Source organism: Achromobacter sp. GQ309 (assembly GCF_059759315.1).
The window spans coordinates 125,077-140,485 of the sequence record NZ_JCAXDP010000001.1; the positions used below are offsets into that span (position 1 = coordinate 125,077).

At 60.9% G+C, this 15,409-nt stretch carries 22 protein-coding genes and 1 pseudogene; 18 read left to right on the plus strand and 5 right to left on the minus strand.

Features of this window, described 5'->3' with window-relative positions; translation table 11 throughout:
* Positions 1 to 87 precede the first annotated feature (87 nt).
* A complete protein-coding gene (locus AC6CIE_RS00605) occupies positions 88 to 291 on the minus strand; it encodes a hypothetical protein (protein ID WP_498090757.1) in 204 nt (67 codons plus the stop codon).
* A gap of 171 nt (positions 292 to 462) precedes the next feature.
* On the opposite strand from AC6CIE_RS00605, the gene AC6CIE_RS00610 reads away from it, so the two are divergent.
* A complete protein-coding gene (locus AC6CIE_RS00610; RefSeq protein WP_498090758.1) occupies positions 463 to 705 on the plus strand; it encodes an Arc family DNA-binding protein in 243 nt (80 codons plus the stop codon).
* Positions 706 to 1,004: 299 nt separating this feature from the next.
* Here the strand turns inward: AC6CIE_RS00610 and AC6CIE_RS00615 are convergent, their stop codons facing one another.
* The 3 genes and pseudogenes from AC6CIE_RS00615 to AC6CIE_RS00625 all read right to left on the minus strand — a co-directional run.
* Positions 1,005 to 1,436: a hypothetical protein gene (locus AC6CIE_RS00615; RefSeq protein WP_498090759.1), complete on the minus strand. Its 432-nt coding sequence runs from the start codon at positions 1,434 to 1,436 to the stop codon at positions 1,005 to 1,007.
* Positions 1,437 to 1,474: 38 nt separating this feature from the next.
* Positions 1,475 to 2,284: a S24 family peptidase gene (locus AC6CIE_RS00620; protein ID WP_498091538.1), complete on the minus strand. Its 810-nt coding sequence runs from the start codon at positions 2,282 to 2,284 to the stop codon at positions 1,475 to 1,477.
* A gap of 129 nt (positions 2,285 to 2,413) precedes the next feature.
* A pseudogene (locus AC6CIE_RS00625) lies at positions 2,414 to 2,668 on the minus strand (helix-turn-helix transcriptional regulator); the annotation flags it as partial.
* On the opposite strand from AC6CIE_RS00625, the gene AC6CIE_RS00630 reads away from it, so the two are divergent.
* The 9 genes from AC6CIE_RS00630 (at position 2,648) to AC6CIE_RS00670 (ending at position 7,307) form a co-directional block, all read left to right on the plus strand.
* The gene (locus AC6CIE_RS00630) at positions 2,648 to 2,893 is read left to right on the plus strand and encodes a transcriptional regulator (protein WP_498090760.1); all 246 of its coding nucleotides are present in this window, start codon (positions 2,648 to 2,650) and stop codon (positions 2,891 to 2,893) included. The pseudogene AC6CIE_RS00625 and the gene AC6CIE_RS00630 sit on opposite strands and share 21 nt — an antisense overlap.
* A gap of 244 nt (positions 2,894 to 3,137) precedes the next feature.
* Entirely contained in the window at positions 3,138 to 3,581 is a 444-nt protein-coding gene (locus AC6CIE_RS00635) for a phage regulatory CII family protein (RefSeq protein WP_498090761.1), read from the plus strand.
* A gap of 26 nt (positions 3,582 to 3,607) precedes the next feature.
* Positions 3,608 to 3,883 (plus strand): hypothetical protein, encoded by a 276-nt coding sequence (locus tag AC6CIE_RS00640; RefSeq protein WP_498090762.1) that lies wholly within the window; start codon positions 3,608 to 3,610, stop codon positions 3,881 to 3,883.
* A complete protein-coding gene (locus AC6CIE_RS00645) occupies positions 3,876 to 4,181 on the plus strand; it encodes a hypothetical protein (protein ID WP_498090763.1) in 306 nt (101 codons plus the stop codon). The genes AC6CIE_RS00640 and AC6CIE_RS00645 overlap by 8 nt, the downstream gene beginning before the upstream one ends.
* Positions 4,172 to 4,648: a nuclease domain-containing protein gene (locus AC6CIE_RS00650; protein ID WP_498090764.1), complete on the plus strand. Its 477-nt coding sequence runs from the start codon at positions 4,172 to 4,174 to the stop codon at positions 4,646 to 4,648. Before AC6CIE_RS00645 ends, AC6CIE_RS00650 begins: the two co-directional genes overlap by 10 nt.
* A complete protein-coding gene (locus tag AC6CIE_RS00655) occupies positions 4,645 to 5,496 on the plus strand; it encodes a helix-turn-helix domain-containing protein (protein WP_498090765.1) in 852 nt (283 codons plus the stop codon). The genes AC6CIE_RS00650 and AC6CIE_RS00655 overlap by 4 nt, the downstream gene beginning before the upstream one ends.
* On the plus strand, positions 5,468 to 6,226 hold the full coding sequence (locus tag AC6CIE_RS00660; protein WP_498090766.1) for a replication protein P: 759 nt from the start codon (positions 5,468 to 5,470) through the stop codon (positions 6,224 to 6,226). Before AC6CIE_RS00655 ends, AC6CIE_RS00660 begins: the two co-directional genes overlap by 29 nt.
* Before the next feature lie 5 nt (positions 6,227 to 6,231).
* Entirely contained in the window at positions 6,232 to 6,645 is a 414-nt protein-coding gene (locus AC6CIE_RS00665) for a putative PDDEXK endonuclease (protein WP_498090767.1), read from the plus strand.
* Positions 6,645 to 7,307, plus strand: coding sequence for a hypothetical protein (locus tag AC6CIE_RS00670; RefSeq protein WP_175122315.1), 663 nt, complete (start codon positions 6,645 to 6,647; stop codon positions 7,305 to 7,307). The genes AC6CIE_RS00665 and AC6CIE_RS00670 overlap by 1 nt, the downstream gene beginning before the upstream one ends.
* Before the next feature lie 488 nt (positions 7,308 to 7,795).
* Here the strand turns inward: AC6CIE_RS00670 and AC6CIE_RS00675 are convergent, their stop codons facing one another.
* On the minus strand, positions 7,796 to 8,944 hold the full coding sequence (locus tag AC6CIE_RS00675) for a hypothetical protein (RefSeq protein ID WP_175122020.1): 1,149 nt from the start codon (positions 8,942 to 8,944) through the stop codon (positions 7,796 to 7,798).
* Here AC6CIE_RS00675 and AC6CIE_RS00680 point away from each other — a divergent pair.
* From AC6CIE_RS00680 to AC6CIE_RS00715, 8 genes are all read left to right on the plus strand, one after another.
* Positions 8,943 to 9,194, plus strand: coding sequence for an HNH endonuclease signature motif containing protein (locus AC6CIE_RS00680; protein ID WP_254594902.1), 252 nt, complete (start codon positions 8,943 to 8,945; stop codon positions 9,192 to 9,194). The two genes, AC6CIE_RS00675 and AC6CIE_RS00680, sit on opposite strands and share 2 nt — an antisense overlap.
* Positions 9,194 to 9,361 carry a hypothetical protein gene (locus tag AC6CIE_RS00685; protein WP_498090768.1) on the plus strand — a complete coding sequence of 56 codons (168 nt, stop codon included), beginning with the start codon at positions 9,194 to 9,196 and terminating at the stop codon, positions 9,359 to 9,361. Before AC6CIE_RS00680 ends, AC6CIE_RS00685 begins: the two co-directional genes overlap by 1 nt.
* Positions 9,362 to 9,590: 229 nt before the next feature.
* Positions 9,591 to 10,052, plus strand: coding sequence for a terminase small subunit (locus tag AC6CIE_RS00690; RefSeq protein ID WP_498090769.1), 462 nt, complete (start codon positions 9,591 to 9,593; stop codon positions 10,050 to 10,052).
* Positions 10,053 to 10,055: 3 nt separating this feature from the next.
* On the plus strand, positions 10,056 to 11,744 hold the full coding sequence (locus AC6CIE_RS00695; RefSeq protein ID WP_498090770.1) for a terminase large subunit: 1,689 nt from the start codon (positions 10,056 to 10,058) through the stop codon (positions 11,742 to 11,744).
* Between the two features lie 8 nt (positions 11,745 to 11,752).
* On the plus strand, positions 11,753 to 13,039 hold the full coding sequence (locus AC6CIE_RS00700; RefSeq protein ID WP_498090771.1) for a phage portal protein: 1,287 nt from the start codon (positions 11,753 to 11,755) through the stop codon (positions 13,037 to 13,039).
* Entirely contained in the window at positions 13,017 to 13,856 is an 840-nt protein-coding gene (locus AC6CIE_RS00705; RefSeq protein ID WP_498090772.1) for a head maturation protease, ClpP-related, read from the plus strand. The genes AC6CIE_RS00700 and AC6CIE_RS00705 overlap by 23 nt, the downstream gene beginning before the upstream one ends.
* 2 nt (positions 13,857 to 13,858) lie before the next feature.
* The gene (locus AC6CIE_RS00710) at positions 13,859 to 15,103 is read left to right on the plus strand and encodes a phage major capsid protein (RefSeq protein ID WP_498090773.1); all 1,245 of its coding nucleotides are present in this window, start codon (positions 13,859 to 13,861) and stop codon (positions 15,101 to 15,103) included.
* A gap of 51 nt (positions 15,104 to 15,154) precedes the next feature.
* Positions 15,155 to 15,409 carry a hypothetical protein gene (locus AC6CIE_RS00715; protein ID WP_498090774.1) on the plus strand — a complete coding sequence of 85 codons (255 nt, stop codon included), beginning with the start codon at positions 15,155 to 15,157 and terminating at the stop codon, positions 15,407 to 15,409.

The following is a 15,409-nucleotide window of genomic DNA, read 5'->3' on the forward strand; positions in this document are numbered from 1 at the left end:
GTGAGTATAGAAAACATAGACTTTACGGTCAACAAAAACGAGACTCGAAGGTCTCGCTTTTGTAGATTTTTTGTAACGGGGATGGTTCTACGCGTCGGGGCGCAGCGCCGTGCGAGCGTCGAAGGCCAAGTCAGCAGCTAAGGTCAGCACGCCTTCTTGGCGCTCGAGAGAAAGCGACGAAAAGGCGATAAAACCTGGCCCGGTGGTGTAGGCGAGAAGTGCTTCTAGTTGTTCTAGCTTCGTGAAGCCTTCTTCGAACGCCGCTAGGTCGAACTTTATGGTGGTTGTCATTCCTTGGCCCTCTAAACCCTGCCGCAGGTCATTTCGGGCAATATCGCCTCGTGACCGATCTCCTTCCTAAGATTTCAGCACTGAGCCGTTCGGGCGAATGCTTCGAACAAGGGTCAAACACTCGCACAGTGCGAGTATTTATTCCAGCACTGTGCGAGTACGCTGCCGCGCATGGGAAGAGCACGAGCCTCGCAAGTTAGAGATTGGGACCAAGTGACGGTCCGCCTGCCGCCAGGCATGCGTGATCGTATAAATGATCTGGCGGCGAAGAACGGCCGCTCGGCGAATGCCGAGATTGTGGCAAGACTCGAACGGTCATTGTCTACGGACGATTTACCGGACTTAGCCACCCTGAGGGCCGTCGTTCGGGAAGAGGTGATTGCCGCCCTGGCGATTCGCCGCGCCGAGGAGTAGGCCTATAGCGTTTCACAGGTCTAGGCGGCTAGCACCTACAAATCCGGCGCCGTACGGGCGGCGTAATGCGCCATATCTTGAAGCCAAAGGCATGTGGAGGTTCGTCAGCCGGCGCGCTTGCAAGCGACATATAACCACCTTACAGCCGCGAGTCCGGCATACTCGCCCATCTGCGCCCGCACCAGACGAGCTCCGCCGGCGGTAATTGCGAACACCAGTCAGAGCTGGGATCTACGCGCAGAACATAACTTCGCGCGTCGCGCCGGAAAGAGTGGGACGACGCAACGAAGTACGTTGGTTTAGATTTTCAAACACGGATTCTTCGGCTCAGGCACGCCTGAGAGCCGCATCGGTTGCGGATCCGTAACGGTGTTGACCCGTGGGGGGGCCGGCTTTTCTTCGTATGGAGGCTCAGGTCGACATTGCTTGCTTACGGCGACAGTCTGCAGTTGGCACAGCCGGCTGTTTGCGGACTTGATGGCGGCTTTCTTCTCCATCGAGTTGCCAATGCCGAAGTCACCCATAATAGCTAGGGCATCGCGCCCATCGAACTTGCTCTCCGAGTTAACCTGCTCGATCCAGCCTTGGACCTTGGCTTCTTCCAGCGCGATATCGGAGCAAGACATACGGCTACTCTCGTATTCGGTCAGACTTCCTTGTCGACCATAGTTTTTTGTCGAGCACCCGGCTAACAAGGAGGCCACCATAATGACCAAAACCGCGCCTTTCATCGATCCACTTCCTTTTGTTAGAAACTCTGAATCCAACGTCACCGCCTCCCGCCCTGACGCCAGCCCAACAACAGCCGCTCATCTACGCCGTTCCGCAAGTCATAGGGTGACCAGAGGACGGTGCCGATGATGCGAACCTCGCTGCCGTCGTCCGTCGCTAGCGGGAATGGATGGTACTGGGGGTCCAGATTGGTGGAAATTGCCATCCACGTTCCATCTTTCCACTGCTCCAGACATTTCACGATCATTTCGCCAGCCCGGTTGATGGCATAGACGAAACGCGGTTGGACCTCGTGCAACTCTACTGGGTGGATGTCTACCAGCATGGGATTGCGGTGACGAATGGCTGGCTCCATGCTGAAACCATTCCCGTAGCAGATTTTCATCCGCTTAATAGGCCGATTGAACGACTCAAGGAATGAACGGCGCAGCAGTATCTGGCCTATTTCTGTCTCTTGATAGTTCTCGATTCCCAACTTCCCTGCGGCCATACGAACGTCCAGCTCTGGAATCGGCACGAACTCATGATCGTTCGCGGAGTACCCCGAGTCCTCAACGTGACCTACATTGATCGCGTGGCTAATCCGCAGCCCGTGGTTCTCACGCTCCATCTGTGCAGTGGTCTTGCCCCCCTCCCAGGGGGCGGGAGGCAGGCCGGAAATGCGCATAGGAAATTCGTCGGCAGTCACGTCCATGTCCACGAGCCCGCCAGCTTTTTGAGCGCGCAATGCTTCGCCGGAAGGATGGCTCGGCGATAGAGGCATTGGGGACACCCTTATGCCGTGCTTGAGCTGGGCGATAGCGAGCGCCAAGGCCCCTTGCAACTCGCTCAATTGAGCAGCTGGCAAGGCATGCACCTCATCTTCAGAGATGCCAGGGAAGGGCCAGGGGCGATGCTTTAGGGGCGGGGCGGGCGACTGTACCGAATTCGCAGAACCGGAAAGCCCCGGAAGTGGTTCGGTGTACCGGGTCAGTTCCCCGATTCGGACAAGCTGCTCAAAGCTCGGCTCGTGTCGGCCCTTCTCCCAGGCGGACACGTTTCCCTTGCCCACTCCGAGAGGCTCCCCAAGCTGTGCCTGGGTTAGTCCTGCGTGCAGGCGGGCGGCCTTGATCCAACTCTTTATATCCATGATCGCAGTGTAAAGAAATTCTGGACTAGACGGGTCTATAAGAAATTGACTCTTTCGGTCTAGGAAATGTAGACTATTGAAATGGACCACAACACTATTCATCCCTTGGAGGAGGCGGCAAAGGTCTTCGGATCGGAAGCTGCCCTGGCCCGCGCCTTGAATGTCAGCCGCGCGGCGTTTAACCAGTGGAAAAAGCCGGGACGTCAAACGCCAGCGAAGCACTGCCCACGCATTGAAGAGCTCACGGGCGTCAAGTGCGAACGTTTGTGCTCAAGCGTTGACTGGGCTTACTTGCGCAAGCCGCGTACGGGGCCGGCGCATGCGTGACGCTGCCCTGATGGCCTTCGGCGCAAGACTCGCCGTCCAACGCCTCACGGAGCAGGACGCTGCATGGTTCTTCAACGTGCCGGCGGAGCCAACGCTCCCCGACCCACCCGAGCGAGCCGAGCCAGCTGACGCTGACGATCGGATCCAGGTTGGACCGTTGGACGTGTAGGGCGAAATTCGCTTTTTCCATGCAGCGCATCGTAAGGCCGCTGCTCAGCAATAGATACGTTCAGGAAATTCACATATGAACATCACGAGTGCGGCCGATTTGACGGTGCATGACTACAAGGGCGGCAGCGAGGCGCTGGGGGCGGTTATCGGCATGTCGCCGGCCGTGCTGCGCAACAAGGTCAACCCCAACAACACCACGCATCACCTGACGCTGGCTGAGGCCGACCGCATTGTGCGAATGACGGGGGATGTGCGCATCCTGGCCGCTTTCGCGCATGGCAACGGCTATCTGCTGGTCAAGGCGCCCGAGTCCTGCGGCGAGAGCGACATGTCAGTGCTGGAGCAGGTCGCGGCGCTGATGATCGCGCATGGCCGGTTCGGTCATGAGGTGTACGACGCTTTGGCTGATGGAGGTGTTGACCAGCAGGAAATGCAGCGCGTGGACGCTGCGGGCCGGGCGTTGATGGAAGCGGTTGCCGGTGTCGCCCGCCGCCTTAGCGGGATGGCCGAGCAATGATTCAGCGCGGAACATCCGGTGTACCCGTGCGGCCTCGTGTGCCGTCCACGGAGCGCAAGGGGGCGGCGCTGTCGCGCGCGGCTGCAATGATGTGCAACGGCGCGAAGTTCCAGCGGTGGGTTGTGTCCCGCATCGGCGCCGCCCCTGATGGCGTGTCGGCGAGCCAGCAAGCGGCGCAGTACGTCCGCGACATCTGTGGGATCACCAGCCGCGCCCAACTGGATCACAACGCTCAGGCGGCCAATCTGTTCCATGAGGCAGTGCGCAAGCCATTCGTGAAGTGGAGCGGCATCTATGGCTGACTGCCTGCATATGTTCCGGGGCTACCGCGTGCCGCCTGAGACGGTGGAGCAGGTCAAGCAGGCCATCATCGACACGCGCGGTCGGGTTGACCTTGAGGCTTTGCGCGGCATCGTGGCGCCCGCGATGAAGGCCGTTGATCCCTGGTCCAGCACGACGCGGGCACAGGCGGCGGCTTGCGCGGTCGATTCATTTCTGTTCGACGCCGCGCGGGCCGGCTTGGTGGAGCGTCACACGAACGGTTGGAAGTTCCCGGCCTGGTGGCGAGCCAAGAATCAGGCGAGAGCGGTATGTCGCTGATGCGCAAGACACCCCTCAAGCAAAAGACGCCTCTGAAGCGTGGTGCGCCGATGATGCGCGCAACGCCCATGCCGCCGCCCCGTGCCGCAATGAAGGCGCGCAAGAAGGGCAAGAAGCCGCCCAAGACCGTCTACCGCAATCAGGCGCTGCTGGACCTTGCCGAAGGCGAGGAATGTTTGCTGCGCGTGCCGAGGTACTGCCAGGGCGGCATCGATACCACTGTGGCCTGCCATTCCAACTTGCTGCGCGACGGCAAGGGGAAGGGCATCAAGGCGCACGACTGGGCCATTGCGTTTGGCTGTGGTCCTTGCCACTGGTTCATTGATCAATCGCCAGCACCGCTGGAACAGAAGCTCACCTATTTCATCCCCGGCTTGCGCCTTACGCGCTTGCGAATCATCGCTATGGGCAAGTGGCCCGAAGCGGCCGAGCGCGGGTATCAACTTTCGTATGGAGAACAGTCATGAGCGTTCAGGGCATGACATGGGCGCTTGCGCAGAGGATCGTGAAAGATCCCACGGCGCGCCACGTATTGCTGTGCCTGGCGAACTACGCCGGGCCGAAGGGTGAGGGCGCGTTTCCCTCTGTGGCTACGCTGGCCGAGGATACCGGGCTGTCGAGTCGCACGGTGCAGAACAAGCTGCGCGAGCTGGAAGCCTTGCAGATCATCCAGCGCGGCAATCAGGATTTGGTGGTGGCCTACATCCGACGCGCGGATCAGCGGCCGGTTTGCTACGACATGGATCTGTCACGGGGCGCACCTGCTTCACCCCGCGTGGAACATTCCGCCGATCAACGGCGGGGCGAACCTGCTGCACCCCGTAACGAACGGGGTGAATCTGACGACGCAACGGGGTGCAGCTCACGACACGACGGGGTGAATCTGACGACGCCACGGGGTGAACCTGCTGCACCCGATCCGTCATTGAACCATCAAGGAACCATCAATAAACCCAAAGGCGCGCGCAAGCGCTCGCCGGGGTTCGACCCGCTGACCGTGGAACTTCCGTTTTGGTTGGATGCGGAACTGTGGGGGCGCTGGGTGCGGCACCGTGTGCAACTCCGCAAGCCGTTGACCGAGGAAGCCGCCCGGCAGCAGGTCAGGGACTTGGCGAACTTCCGCGAGCAGGGCCACAAGCCGGAGGCTGTCATCGAACACGCCATCGGTAAAAGCTGGCAAGGCCTGTTCGCCCCGAGTGGCACCGCAGCTGGGGGCGCGCAGCGTCCCGGCAAGTTCAACCCGACCGACTACGTGAACCGCAATCGCACCCATGGAGGTCCCGACTATGACGACGGTCGCACAATCGACGAGTGAGCGGGCCGGCTGGGCCGTGCCGCTGGCGAAGCTGGAAGGCATTTCGCTGATAGACCACCTGTGGAATCGCCTATCGGGCACGTATGGGGGGCGCTGGCTGAAGGACTTTCCGGACATGCAGAGCATCGAGAACTGGAAAGCCGCATGGGCCGAGGCGCTGGACGATGATCGCGTGACGCCGCAGGAAGTGGCCGACGGGCTGCGCACCTGCCGCCGCATGTTCCCCGACTGGCCGCCCGCGGTTGGTGAGTTCATCCGCGCGTGCCGGCCGGGGCTGATCCCGGAGAACGCCTTTCACGACGCCGTTGCAGGAATGACCGCGCGCCGTCGTGGCGAAATGGGGCAATGGACCCATCCGGCGGTGTACTGGGCCGCTGTACGCGTCGGGTCGCATGACCTGCTGAACTGCGGCTACTCGGTCATGCAGTCCCGGTGGGAGCGGGCGCTGTCGGAGGAACTTAGCCGCGGCGAATGGTCAGCCATTCCCGCTCCGGCCGTCGCGCTGCCTGCCCCAGGGGCGACCCATGCCACGCCCGAGGAAGCAGCCAAGGCATTGAAGGAGATGGGCGCGGGCGCGATCCTGACCGATTCTGGCCGCGATCCGCGCCGCTGGGCAAAGCGCATCCTGGCCGAAGCACAGCGGAAGGGGGGGCGGGTGCCATCCCTGGCGGTGCTGGGCATGGCACAGGCCGCAGTGGGCGCGCCGATCGACGCCGGGGGCGCGGCATGAGTGCGATGCAACGGAACAAGGGCGCGGCCTTTGAGCGCAAGGTCGCCAACCTGTTGACCGACGCGACCGGAACGACTTGGCGCCGCAGAGTGCGCAACCAAGCGGGCGACAGCGATGTGGTGGCCGACGAACCGGCGTTCGCGCGTATCAGCATCGAATGCAAACACGCAAACGTGCTGTGCCTTCCAGCTTGGTGGCGTCAAGCCCAGGAACAGGCAGGGGCGGCGGGCGTGCCGGTGCTGATCTACAGACAGACGGGGGCGCGCGGTGAAGCCGTGATGGTCGACGCGCACGACGTGAACCCAAAGACTTTTCCCGTTCGGGGGCGGCACACCGTCACGCTCGGATGGGAAGCCGCAATGCAATGGATGCGGGAAATGCTGCCCGCGAAAGTGACCTATTCCCCGGGGATTATCTGATGACTACCTTGACTCCTTCTCGCGTCCCCTCAGTGCCGACCGTGGCGGCTAAGGCGGTGCCGCTCTTTTCCAGCGCGCATGCGGCGCTGATCTTCGCGTTGCACTACTCGATGCAGCAGTATGATCGGCCGCTCATGAATCGGATTGCGTCGGGCGAATTGACAGCAGGAATGTCCACCGGGGACGGGCCGGGGCTGTCCGGACTGGATGGGGCAGGGCAAGCGGGCATGATCCGTGCAGAACTGGCCCGGCTCAGTCCGATTGAGCAGGCGGTCCTGGTCGCTCACGCTGCGCCTTCACAGATTCCGTGCGCTTGTGGAATTGCGTGCTGCTCCGGCTTCAAGACCAATCCGGAATGGCAGGATGCGATGAGCACACTTACGACTGCGGCGGCGTCTGGGGCGCTGTCCGGCTGCGTGTCGAACGGCCGTCTCCGCTCGGCGCTCATCCAACGTTTGTTAGGTGCGAAGGTTACGCTGGCCGAGCTGGCTGAGCGGTTTGAGGTCGATGACAAAACCGCGGCCGCACATCATGCGAAGCTGAAGCGTTGGCTGTTCGGGGGCGCAGGCGAAAAAGCCGGGGGACTGCACCATCGGGCTTATTGCGCGCTGAGCGATCGGCTGAAGGCGTGCAAATGGATTGCGGAGGACGCGGACGCGTGAAAAAATTGACGAATGGGGTTTTTTGCCCCAAAATACGTCCCTGACGGATACGGTGTATTAGTCTGTCCAAATAAACCCGCCAAGCGCAAGCAGGCGGGTTTTTGCGTTTTTGGAGGCGTCACTGTCGAAGACACTGATTGGTCTCGCGCATAAACTCCATATAAGCGCTGGCTCGCTTCTCATCGCTAATGCAAATATAAGTTTGGTTCAGCATCGCGCATGCCGCAGCCGTATCGGGTACCTTTTGGAATGTCGCTTTAAAAACTTGTGAGGCCTCGGCCTTGAAATTTGCAGACATTGGAAGTTGAGCAAACTTCGTCAGATCGACTCCTGCCTGGATAGCGAGCTGTCGATTGGTGTCGTATGACGCCGGAGGCGCAACACTGCAGGGGGGGGATTGACAGCCGCTTAACAACATTAGCAGAGCTACGGGAGCCATGCTGAATTGAGTTGCGCATCTCATATTAGCTCTCCTAGTTAGCGGGAGGTCAGCGACAAATTGATCGGTTCTTTAAAGCTCCATCAGCTCCGCGAACTTGCAATGGCACGCATGTATCACTGGGTGCAAGGGAAATAACCTTGCTTTCCGCAGAACGGTTACTGTTGTAGAAGACGACTACCCGCACCTGTTCGCGCGGTCCCCTGTTCTTCATTCCGTCGAGAAAGGTGTACGTGACGCGAAATCTATCAGTCGATCTCGGTCCGAGCACTTGCGCCACGGGTGTTTCCACGATCAATACCGGGTCGTCGGATGGATACCAAGCTTTCGCAGGGCTGCGCATTTGGGATTTTGCACCAGCCACGATCGCGCCTGTACTGTCTACGGTGACCGCATAAATTTCGGTTAACTCGACCACGGACGCTAGACCGCGCGAGCTCCTTAAATTCTCGTCGAACCAGACCTTGACTACAGAGATCTGCGCTGGCTTGTCACCCGAATTTCTGACAAATATATCGATCGCGATCGGCGGGTTTGATGTCAAGTTTCCGGGGGCGGGAATTTGCTGGACTACTGAGTCCACCACCAGCTTCGCCTCATCGGTCCGCTCGCAGGAATGGGTCTCCTTCAGGTAGGTTCTGAACTCGCTAATTTGGGCGTCTGAACGCCCTTGCTCGGACAAGCACGCTACTGTCCTAAGAAGCATTAAGCAGGAAGCGTCTTGATCCTTCACGGTCTGATAAGTCTCCTCGAATCGGTTGCGCCATTGGGCTTGGCTAAGATTCGCCGCCTTAACTACGCTTGCACTGAGCTCCGTTTGGACCGAGAGAAGGACGTTCTTGTCGGTAAGCGTTCTTTCTGGTGCAGCAATAGCGCAAGGGGTTCCGCTATTGGTTGTGGAACAGGCAACCAACATCAAGGCAGCGGCTGAGGAACATATGGACGTCCAGACTTTCAAGGCACCACCTCGCAATTTGTGGCGGGATTTTCGGGTTGTACCGCTGTGTTTATCTACTTCGCAATGGGTATTTTTCACCGGTGCTAAATGTTCTAGCTCTCGGATTGGACCCGGAACGGGACCCCGATCTCGAGGGTAAAACATCCAATAATGAAAGATGAAAATCAAAACACTTAAGCCGCGACTGCCAATTGCGGGCTCGCGGCTGGCAGTAGCTCCTCCGATCAGCGCGAAACGCATGACGGGCCGCAAGCTGCAAGACCGCCGGTTGCGTGTCTGGTCTGCCGATCCGCACTGCGCCCACTGCGGCGCGTTGACCGCATACCCCGAAGGGTTCGAGCTGGACCACAAGGTCAGTCTGCACGATGGGGGCGCGGACACCGATGAGAACTCGCAGGTGCTGTGCGTCTCGCGCGATGCGCACGGGCGCAAGGTGGGATGCCACGACGCTAAGACGCGGCAGGACATGGGATACAGGAGCCGCACGTAATGGCGCAAGTCACGGTCAAGCTTTCCCTGCGCGTCGCGTGGTGGGTCCGCTGGTACTTGGTCGGCATCGTCATCGCGGCACGGCTGACGGGCGCAACCCCGGACATGACGAAGGTGGAACGGTGGATCAGGCGCGGCCTGTCCGTCCACGCCAGCAGGAAGGGGTAGGACGCCTCTGCATCGAGGCCGGGCCCGAGGCGCACCCGGTCCATCGTCGCGTCCAGTATGGCCTCTGCGTGGCTCCCTGGGGTATCGGCAGAGGGGCAGCGGCCGGTGGTCAGGCGGCAGGCAGGGGGGGGCGGGTCGAAAGTCTAGGGCGGCTCGACACTGGAAACCACCTGTTCCCTCATGCGCAGAAAATTTCCCCCTTAACCGGATTTGTTAACCGAGATTGTTAATGGCATTAACCGACAAAAAGCGCCGCTTTGTGCAGGCGTTGCAGTCGGGCCTGTCCGGTGCTAAAGCCGCTATCCATGCGGGCTACAGCGAAAAAGGGGCGGCCGTTGCAGCGTCCCGGCTGATGAAAGACAAGGACGTCCAGGAAGCCCTGGGCCGTGTTAACCAAGTTAACAAACTGAAGGAAGAGGCCGCAGCCGCAGGGAAGGAGGTTTCGCTCCCCGATCTGGGCAAGCTGTACTCCGATCCCCTGGAGTTCCTCAAGGCAGTCGCAAACGATCCCGAGCAGGACATGAAGCTGCGCGTGGAGGCCGCGAAGGCGTGGGTCCCATACGTACATGGAAAGATGGGGGAACAAGGAAAAAAGGACGCGAAGAAACAAGCAGCAGACAAGGCGGCAAGCGGTGGACGATTTGCACCGCCGCCACCGCCCACCCATCTGCGCGTCGTGGGGAAGGGTTAAGCCATGTCCTGGACAACTGCATGCCCGGATTGGGCAGCACGCTTGCGCGAGCGCCGTTCGATCATTCCGGCGCCGATCTTTGCAGACCAGGCCGAATACGCGTTGAACATCTTTAAGCAGTTGCGCGTTGTCGACCTACCCGGGAAACCCACTTTTGGCGAGTGCAGCGAAGAATGGGTGTTTGCCTTTGTGCGCGCCATCTTCGGCGGCTATGAGGCGGCAACGGGGAAGCAGTTGATCCGCGAGTACGGGCTGCTTATCAGCAAAAAGAATACGAAGTCCACCATCGCGGCCGGCATCATGCTGACGGCTCTTGTCATGTGCTGGCGCGAGGAAGAGGAACACCTGATCCTGGCCCCGACAAAAGAGGTCGCCGACAACAGCTTCAAGCCCGCCGCGAGCATGATTCGCGCGGATGAAGAGCTGTCGGACATGTTCCACATCCAGGAACACATCCGAACCATTACCCATCGCGTGACGCGCAACAGCCTGAAGGTCGTTGCTGCGGACACCGACACGGTATCGGGCAAGAAGTCCGGCCGCGTGCTGGTGGACGAGCTGTGGGTGTTCGGCAAGCGAGCGAATGCCGCGGCGATGTTCATGGAGGCGTTGGGCGGCCAGGTCTCCCGCGATGAGGGATGGGTGATCTACCTGACCACGCAGAGCGATGATCCGCCTGCCGGGGTGTTCAAGGAGAAACTCGACTACTGGCGCGATGTCCGCGACGGGAAGATCGAGGATCGGAAGACGCTGGGGGTTCTGTACGAGTTCCCGGATGAGATGGTGAAGGCGAAGGCCTACCAGCTACCGGAGAACTTCTACATCACCAACCCGAATCTTGGCCGCTCTGTCAGCGCGGAGTGGTTGCAAGACGAACTCAAGAAGAACCTCGGCAAAACCGACGGGTCAAGCCAGAAGTTTCTGGCTAAGCACATGAATGTGCAGATCGGGCTGAACTTGCGATCAGACCGCTGGGCCGGCGCCGACTTCTGGCTGGCTCAAGGTGATCCAGCCTTGGCAGATCTGGATGAGTTTCTTGACCGCTGCGAAGTGGTCGTGGTCGGCATCGACGGGGGCGGCTTGGATGACTTGCTTGGGCTAGCCCTGATGGGGCGGGAAGTTGAAACGCGCCGCTGGTTGCATTGGGGGCGCGCCTGGGCGCACAAGATTGTCTTGGAGCGTAGGGCGGAAATTGCCCCTGCTTTGCTGGACTTCGACAAGCAGGGCGACCTGAGGATCGTGGATCGGCCCGGCGATGACGTGGCCGAAGTGGCTGACATTGTCTGTCAGGTGCGTGATCGCGGGCTGTTGCCGGAGAAGCTGTGCATCGGTGTGGATGGATCGGGTATCGGAGACATTGTTGACGAGCTCACCAGTCCGGGGCGGAACTTCACCCTTGAAGAAATCACCGCCATTTCGCAGGGATGGCGCTTGAATGGCGCGATCAAGACCACAGAGCGCAAGATTGCCGGGCAGGAGATGCTGCACGGGGCGCGTCCGCTGATGGCCTGGTGTGTCGGCAATGCAAAGACAGTACAGCAGGGAAACGCGATCGCCATCAACAAGCAGGTATCGGGTACGGCAAAAATCGACCCGCTCATGGCGCTCTTTGACGCCGTTTTCCTGTTGTCGCTCAACCCCGAGGCCTCTGGCCGGTCGGTATACGAATCCCGCGGGATTCGATTTATCTGAGAGAACTCATGAAATTACTGGACCGCTTTCTGGGCGGCTCGGCGGACGAGTCGGCGCCTGAAGCCGGTCCGCGGCTTGAGCCCACCATTGCGCTAGAAAGTGCGCAGGCGTCGGCGCAGCCCAGGGGGCAGGCGTTTCGAGGCTTGGATGATCCAGCGCTGCTGGAATACATCCGCAGCGGCGACTACAACAGCCGGGTCGAGTCGCTACGGAACATGGCCGCACTGCGGTGCGTGTCGCTGATCGTCACTTCACTTGGCATGTTGCCGCTCAACCTAATTCGAAACGACACGTCCAAGGCGCCAGCGAAAGACCACCCGGGCTATCGGCTGATGAAGCTGAAGCCGAATGGGTGGCAAACGCCCTTCGAATTCAAAAGCATGATGCAGCTGCATGTTCTGCAGCAAGGCAATGCCTACGCCAGGGTTATCTGGTCAGCTGGCAGGCCGATCGCCCTGGTGCCAATGGCGCTCGGGTCCGTCAAGGCCGAGCTTGTGGGCTGGGAGATGCGTTACACGTACACCCGGCCGGATGGCCAGCAGGTAAAGCTATCGCAGAAGGAGGTGTTCCACCTGCGGGACATCACCATTGATGGGGTGGAAGGGCTAGGCCGTATGAAGCTCGCGCGCGATGCGATCTCACTGGCGCGCGACGCCGAGCGCGCCGCTGGTCGCGTATTTCGGACGGGCAACCTGGCGGGCGGCGCCGTGGAGGTCCCCAAGGCGCTATCGGACACGGCCTACGGGCGGATGCGCAATTCCCTGGACACGGATTTTGCGGGCGCTGAGAACGCTGAGCGCTGGATGTTGTTGGAGGAAGGCGCCAAGGCAAACAAGTTCAAGGTGACCGCAGCCGAAGCGCAGCACATCGAGAACCGCAACGCCCAAATTGAAGAGGTAGCGCGCGCCTTCGGCGTGCCGCGGCCCCTCTTGATGATGGATGACACCAGTTGGGGGTCGGGCATCGAACAGTTGGGAATCTTCTTCGTGCAGTACGGGCTGCAGTTCTGGTTCACGGCGTGGGAACAGGCGGCCATGCGCACCTTCCTGACTGACGAGGAACTGGACCAGCTGGCCTACAAGTTCAACGAGCGGGCTCTGATGCGCGGCACGTTGAAGGACCAGGCGGACTACTTCGCCAAAGCGTCCGGCGCCGGCGGCCATGCCCCGTGGATGTGGCAGAACGAGATCCGCGACCTGTCAGACCTACCGGCCAGCGATGACCCGCAGGCAAACAAGCTGCGCGACCCCATTACCCAAAAAGGAAAACCCAATGAGCCTGCTGCAACTGCCTGAAATCAAGGCGGATGCCCGCCTTGGCGCCGCCGACTTCGATCTGCGTCCAGACGCACTGGAGCGGTGGGCTCCCCGAGTCCGCGCGGCCGCGGCGGACGAAGACGCCACCATTTCCATCTACGACGCCATCGGAGATACGTGGGACGGTAGCGGCGTGACGGTCAAGCGCATTCAGGCCGCGCTGCGTTCCGTTGGCGCCCGGGACGTGACGGTGAACGTCAACTCACCTGGCGGCAATTTCTTTGAGGGAGTCGCGATCTATAACGCGCTGCGCGAGCACAAGGCCAAGGTCACGATCAAGGTATTGGGACTGGCGGCGTCAGCAGCGTCGGTAATTGCGATGGCGGGCGATGAAATCCTGATGGGTCAGGGATCGTTCCTGATGATCCATAACGCCTGGGCAGTAGCCATCGGGAACCGCCACGACCTGATCGACGCAGCCGCGAAGCTGGAGCCGTTTGATGAGGCGATGGCACAGGTTTATGCGGCTCGAACGGGCATGACGCCGAAGCAGGCCGCAGCCCTCATGGACAAAGAAACCTGGATCGGCGCGGAACAGGCGGTCGAGGATGGCTTCGCCACCGGCCTGCTGGATGGCACCGCAGTCACCGAGCAGCCGCAATCGAGCGGCGAACGGCGGGCTCTGGCCCAGGTGGAGGCGGCCATGGCTCGCGCCGGATATAGCCGCTCGTCTCGCCGCGACACCTTCAAAGCACTTTTCTCCGGCAAGCCGAGCGCTGCCACAACCACCACGCCGTGCGCTGGTGACGACGTAGCAGCCCTGCTGCAAACCACACTTACAACCCTGCGAGGTTAAACATGAAGCAACAATCGAATGCCCGCGTCCCCCGCGGGCTGGTTTCCGTACGCGCCGACGCCGGCAGCCCAGGTGAGGTGAAGGCCCTCATCGAACAGCTGAACCAAGCGTTCGCCACGTTCAAGGACGAACACTCCAAGCAGCTGGATGAGGTCAAGAAGGGCACGCATGATGCGCTTCAGGCCTTCAAAGTCGAGAAGATCAACGCGGACATCTCCCGGCTTCAATCCGCCATCGACGACGCCAACATGAAGATCGCGTCGGCTCAGATGGGCGACGGCACCGGCCAGCGCCTGAAGGACTCCGAGTATAGCGACGCCTTCAACGCGCACTTCAAAAAGGGCGACGTGCAGGCCGCGCTGAACAAGGGGGCCGCAGAAGAAGGCGGCTATCTCGCGCCGGTGGAGTGGGATCGCACCATTACCGACAAGCTGGTGCTGGTATCGCCCATGCGGCAACTGGCGACCGTACAACCGGTATCCGGCGCCGGCCTGACCAAGCTCTACAACATGGGCGGTACGGCATCTGGCTGGGTGGGCGAGACTGCGGCGCGTCCGCAGACCAACACGGCTGGTTTCGCTTCGCTCGGCTTCGGTTGGGGCGAAATCTACGCCAACCCCGCGGCGACGCAGCAACTGCTTGACGATTCGGCGATCAATCTGGAAAGCTGGCTCGCAGGTGAAGTGGAAACCGAGTTTTCCAAGCAGGAGGGCCTGGCTTTCGTTTCGGGCAACGGCACCAACAAGCCCTTCGGGATCCTGACCTATGTCGAAGGCGGCGCCAACGCGGCCAAGCATCCGTTCGGCGCGATCAAGGTGGTGAACAGCGGCGCGGCGGCAGCCATCACGTCGGACGGCATCATTGATCTCATCTACGACCTGCCTTCGGCATTTACGGGCAACGCGCGCTTCGCTATGAACCGCAAAACCCAGGGCCAGGTCCGCAAGCTGAAGGATGGTCAAGGCAACTACCTGTGGCAACCGTCCTTCGTCGCTGGTCAGCCGGCCACCGTGGGCGGTTTCCCGCTGACCGAAGTGCCGGACATGCCGGACGCGGTGGCGGGCGCCACGCCGGTGCTGTTCGGCGACTTCAAGCGCACCTACACCATCTTCGACCGTGTGGGCGTGCGAGTGCTGCGGGACCCGTACACGAACAAGCCCTTCGTTCTGTTCTATACGACCAAGCGCGTCGGGGGCGGAGTGCATAACCCCGAGCCGATGCGTGCCATGACGGTCGCTGCGGACTGAACACCGCGGGAAGGCGCCGGCCGGCGTCCTTCCCCATCTCAGGAGAGTTACATGGCGAAGCTGATCAAGGCGTTTCGGGGTGTGCCGAAGGGCGCTATCTACCCGGTTGAATTTGCGGCCGGTGAGGAATGCCCTCCCGAACTAGAAGCCGGCGCGCGGGATTTGGGGGCGCTGGAAGCGAGCGCGGAGGATTCGGACGAGAAGAAGGACCTGGTGGCGCAGCTGGACGCCGCGCAGATTAAGTATGACAAACGCTGGGGCATCGACAAGCTCCGTGCAGCCCTGGCTGAAGGCCTGAAGGACTGA

Excerpts from the sequence above, each read along its gene's own strand:
- AC6CIE_RS00670 (WP_175122315.1), top strand. The coding sequence starts at position 6,645 with ATGACTACCTTGACTCCTTCTCGCGTCCCCTCAGTGCCGACCGTGGCG.
- AC6CIE_RS00610 (WP_498090758.1), top strand. The coding sequence starts at position 463 with ATGGGAAGAGCACGAGCCTCGCAAGTTAGAGATTGGGACCAAGTGACG.
- AC6CIE_RS00685 (WP_498090768.1), top strand. The coding sequence starts at position 9,194 with ATGGCGCAAGTCACGGTCAAGCTTTCCCTGCGCGTCGCGTGGTGGGTC.
- AC6CIE_RS00645 (WP_498090763.1), top strand. The coding sequence starts at position 3,876 with ATGGCTGACTGCCTGCATATGTTCCGGGGCTACCGCGTGCCGCCTGAG.
- AC6CIE_RS00660 (WP_498090766.1), top strand. The coding sequence starts at position 5,468 with ATGACGACGGTCGCACAATCGACGAGTGAGCGGGCCGGCTGGGCCGTG.
- AC6CIE_RS00665 (WP_498090767.1), top strand. The coding sequence starts at position 6,232 with ATGCAACGGAACAAGGGCGCGGCCTTTGAGCGCAAGGTCGCCAACCTG.
- AC6CIE_RS00695 (WP_498090770.1), top strand. The coding sequence starts at position 10,056 with ATGTCCTGGACAACTGCATGCCCGGATTGGGCAGCACGCTTGCGCGAG.
- AC6CIE_RS00635 (WP_498090761.1), top strand. The coding sequence starts at position 3,138 with ATGAACATCACGAGTGCGGCCGATTTGACGGTGCATGACTACAAGGGC.
- AC6CIE_RS00710 (WP_498090773.1), top strand. The coding sequence starts at position 13,859 with ATGAAGCAACAATCGAATGCCCGCGTCCCCCGCGGGCTGGTTTCCGTA.
- AC6CIE_RS00680 (WP_254594902.1), top strand. The coding sequence starts at position 8,943 with ATGACGGGCCGCAAGCTGCAAGACCGCCGGTTGCGTGTCTGGTCTGCC.
- AC6CIE_RS00705 (WP_498090772.1), top strand. The coding sequence starts at position 13,017 with ATGAGCCTGCTGCAACTGCCTGAAATCAAGGCGGATGCCCGCCTTGGC.
- AC6CIE_RS00605 (WP_498090757.1), bottom strand. The coding sequence starts at position 291 with ATGACAACCACCATAAAGTTCGACCTAGCGGCGTTCGAAGAAGGCTTC.
- AC6CIE_RS00715 (WP_498090774.1), top strand. The coding sequence starts at position 15,155 with ATGGCGAAGCTGATCAAGGCGTTTCGGGGTGTGCCGAAGGGCGCTATC.
- AC6CIE_RS00650 (WP_498090764.1), top strand. The coding sequence starts at position 4,172 with ATGTCGCTGATGCGCAAGACACCCCTCAAGCAAAAGACGCCTCTGAAG.
- AC6CIE_RS00630 (WP_498090760.1), top strand. The coding sequence starts at position 2,648 with ATGGACCACAACACTATTCATCCCTTGGAGGAGGCGGCAAAGGTCTTC.
- AC6CIE_RS00655 (WP_498090765.1), top strand. The coding sequence starts at position 4,645 with ATGAGCGTTCAGGGCATGACATGGGCGCTTGCGCAGAGGATCGTGAAA.
- AC6CIE_RS00615 (WP_498090759.1), bottom strand. The coding sequence starts at position 1,436 with ATGAAAGGCGCGGTTTTGGTCATTATGGTGGCCTCCTTGTTAGCCGGG.
- AC6CIE_RS00690 (WP_498090769.1), top strand. The coding sequence starts at position 9,591 with ATGGCATTAACCGACAAAAAGCGCCGCTTTGTGCAGGCGTTGCAGTCG.
- AC6CIE_RS00675 (WP_175122020.1), bottom strand. The coding sequence starts at position 8,944 with ATGCGTTTCGCGCTGATCGGAGGAGCTACTGCCAGCCGCGAGCCCGCA.
- AC6CIE_RS00700 (WP_498090771.1), top strand. The coding sequence starts at position 11,753 with ATGAAATTACTGGACCGCTTTCTGGGCGGCTCGGCGGACGAGTCGGCG.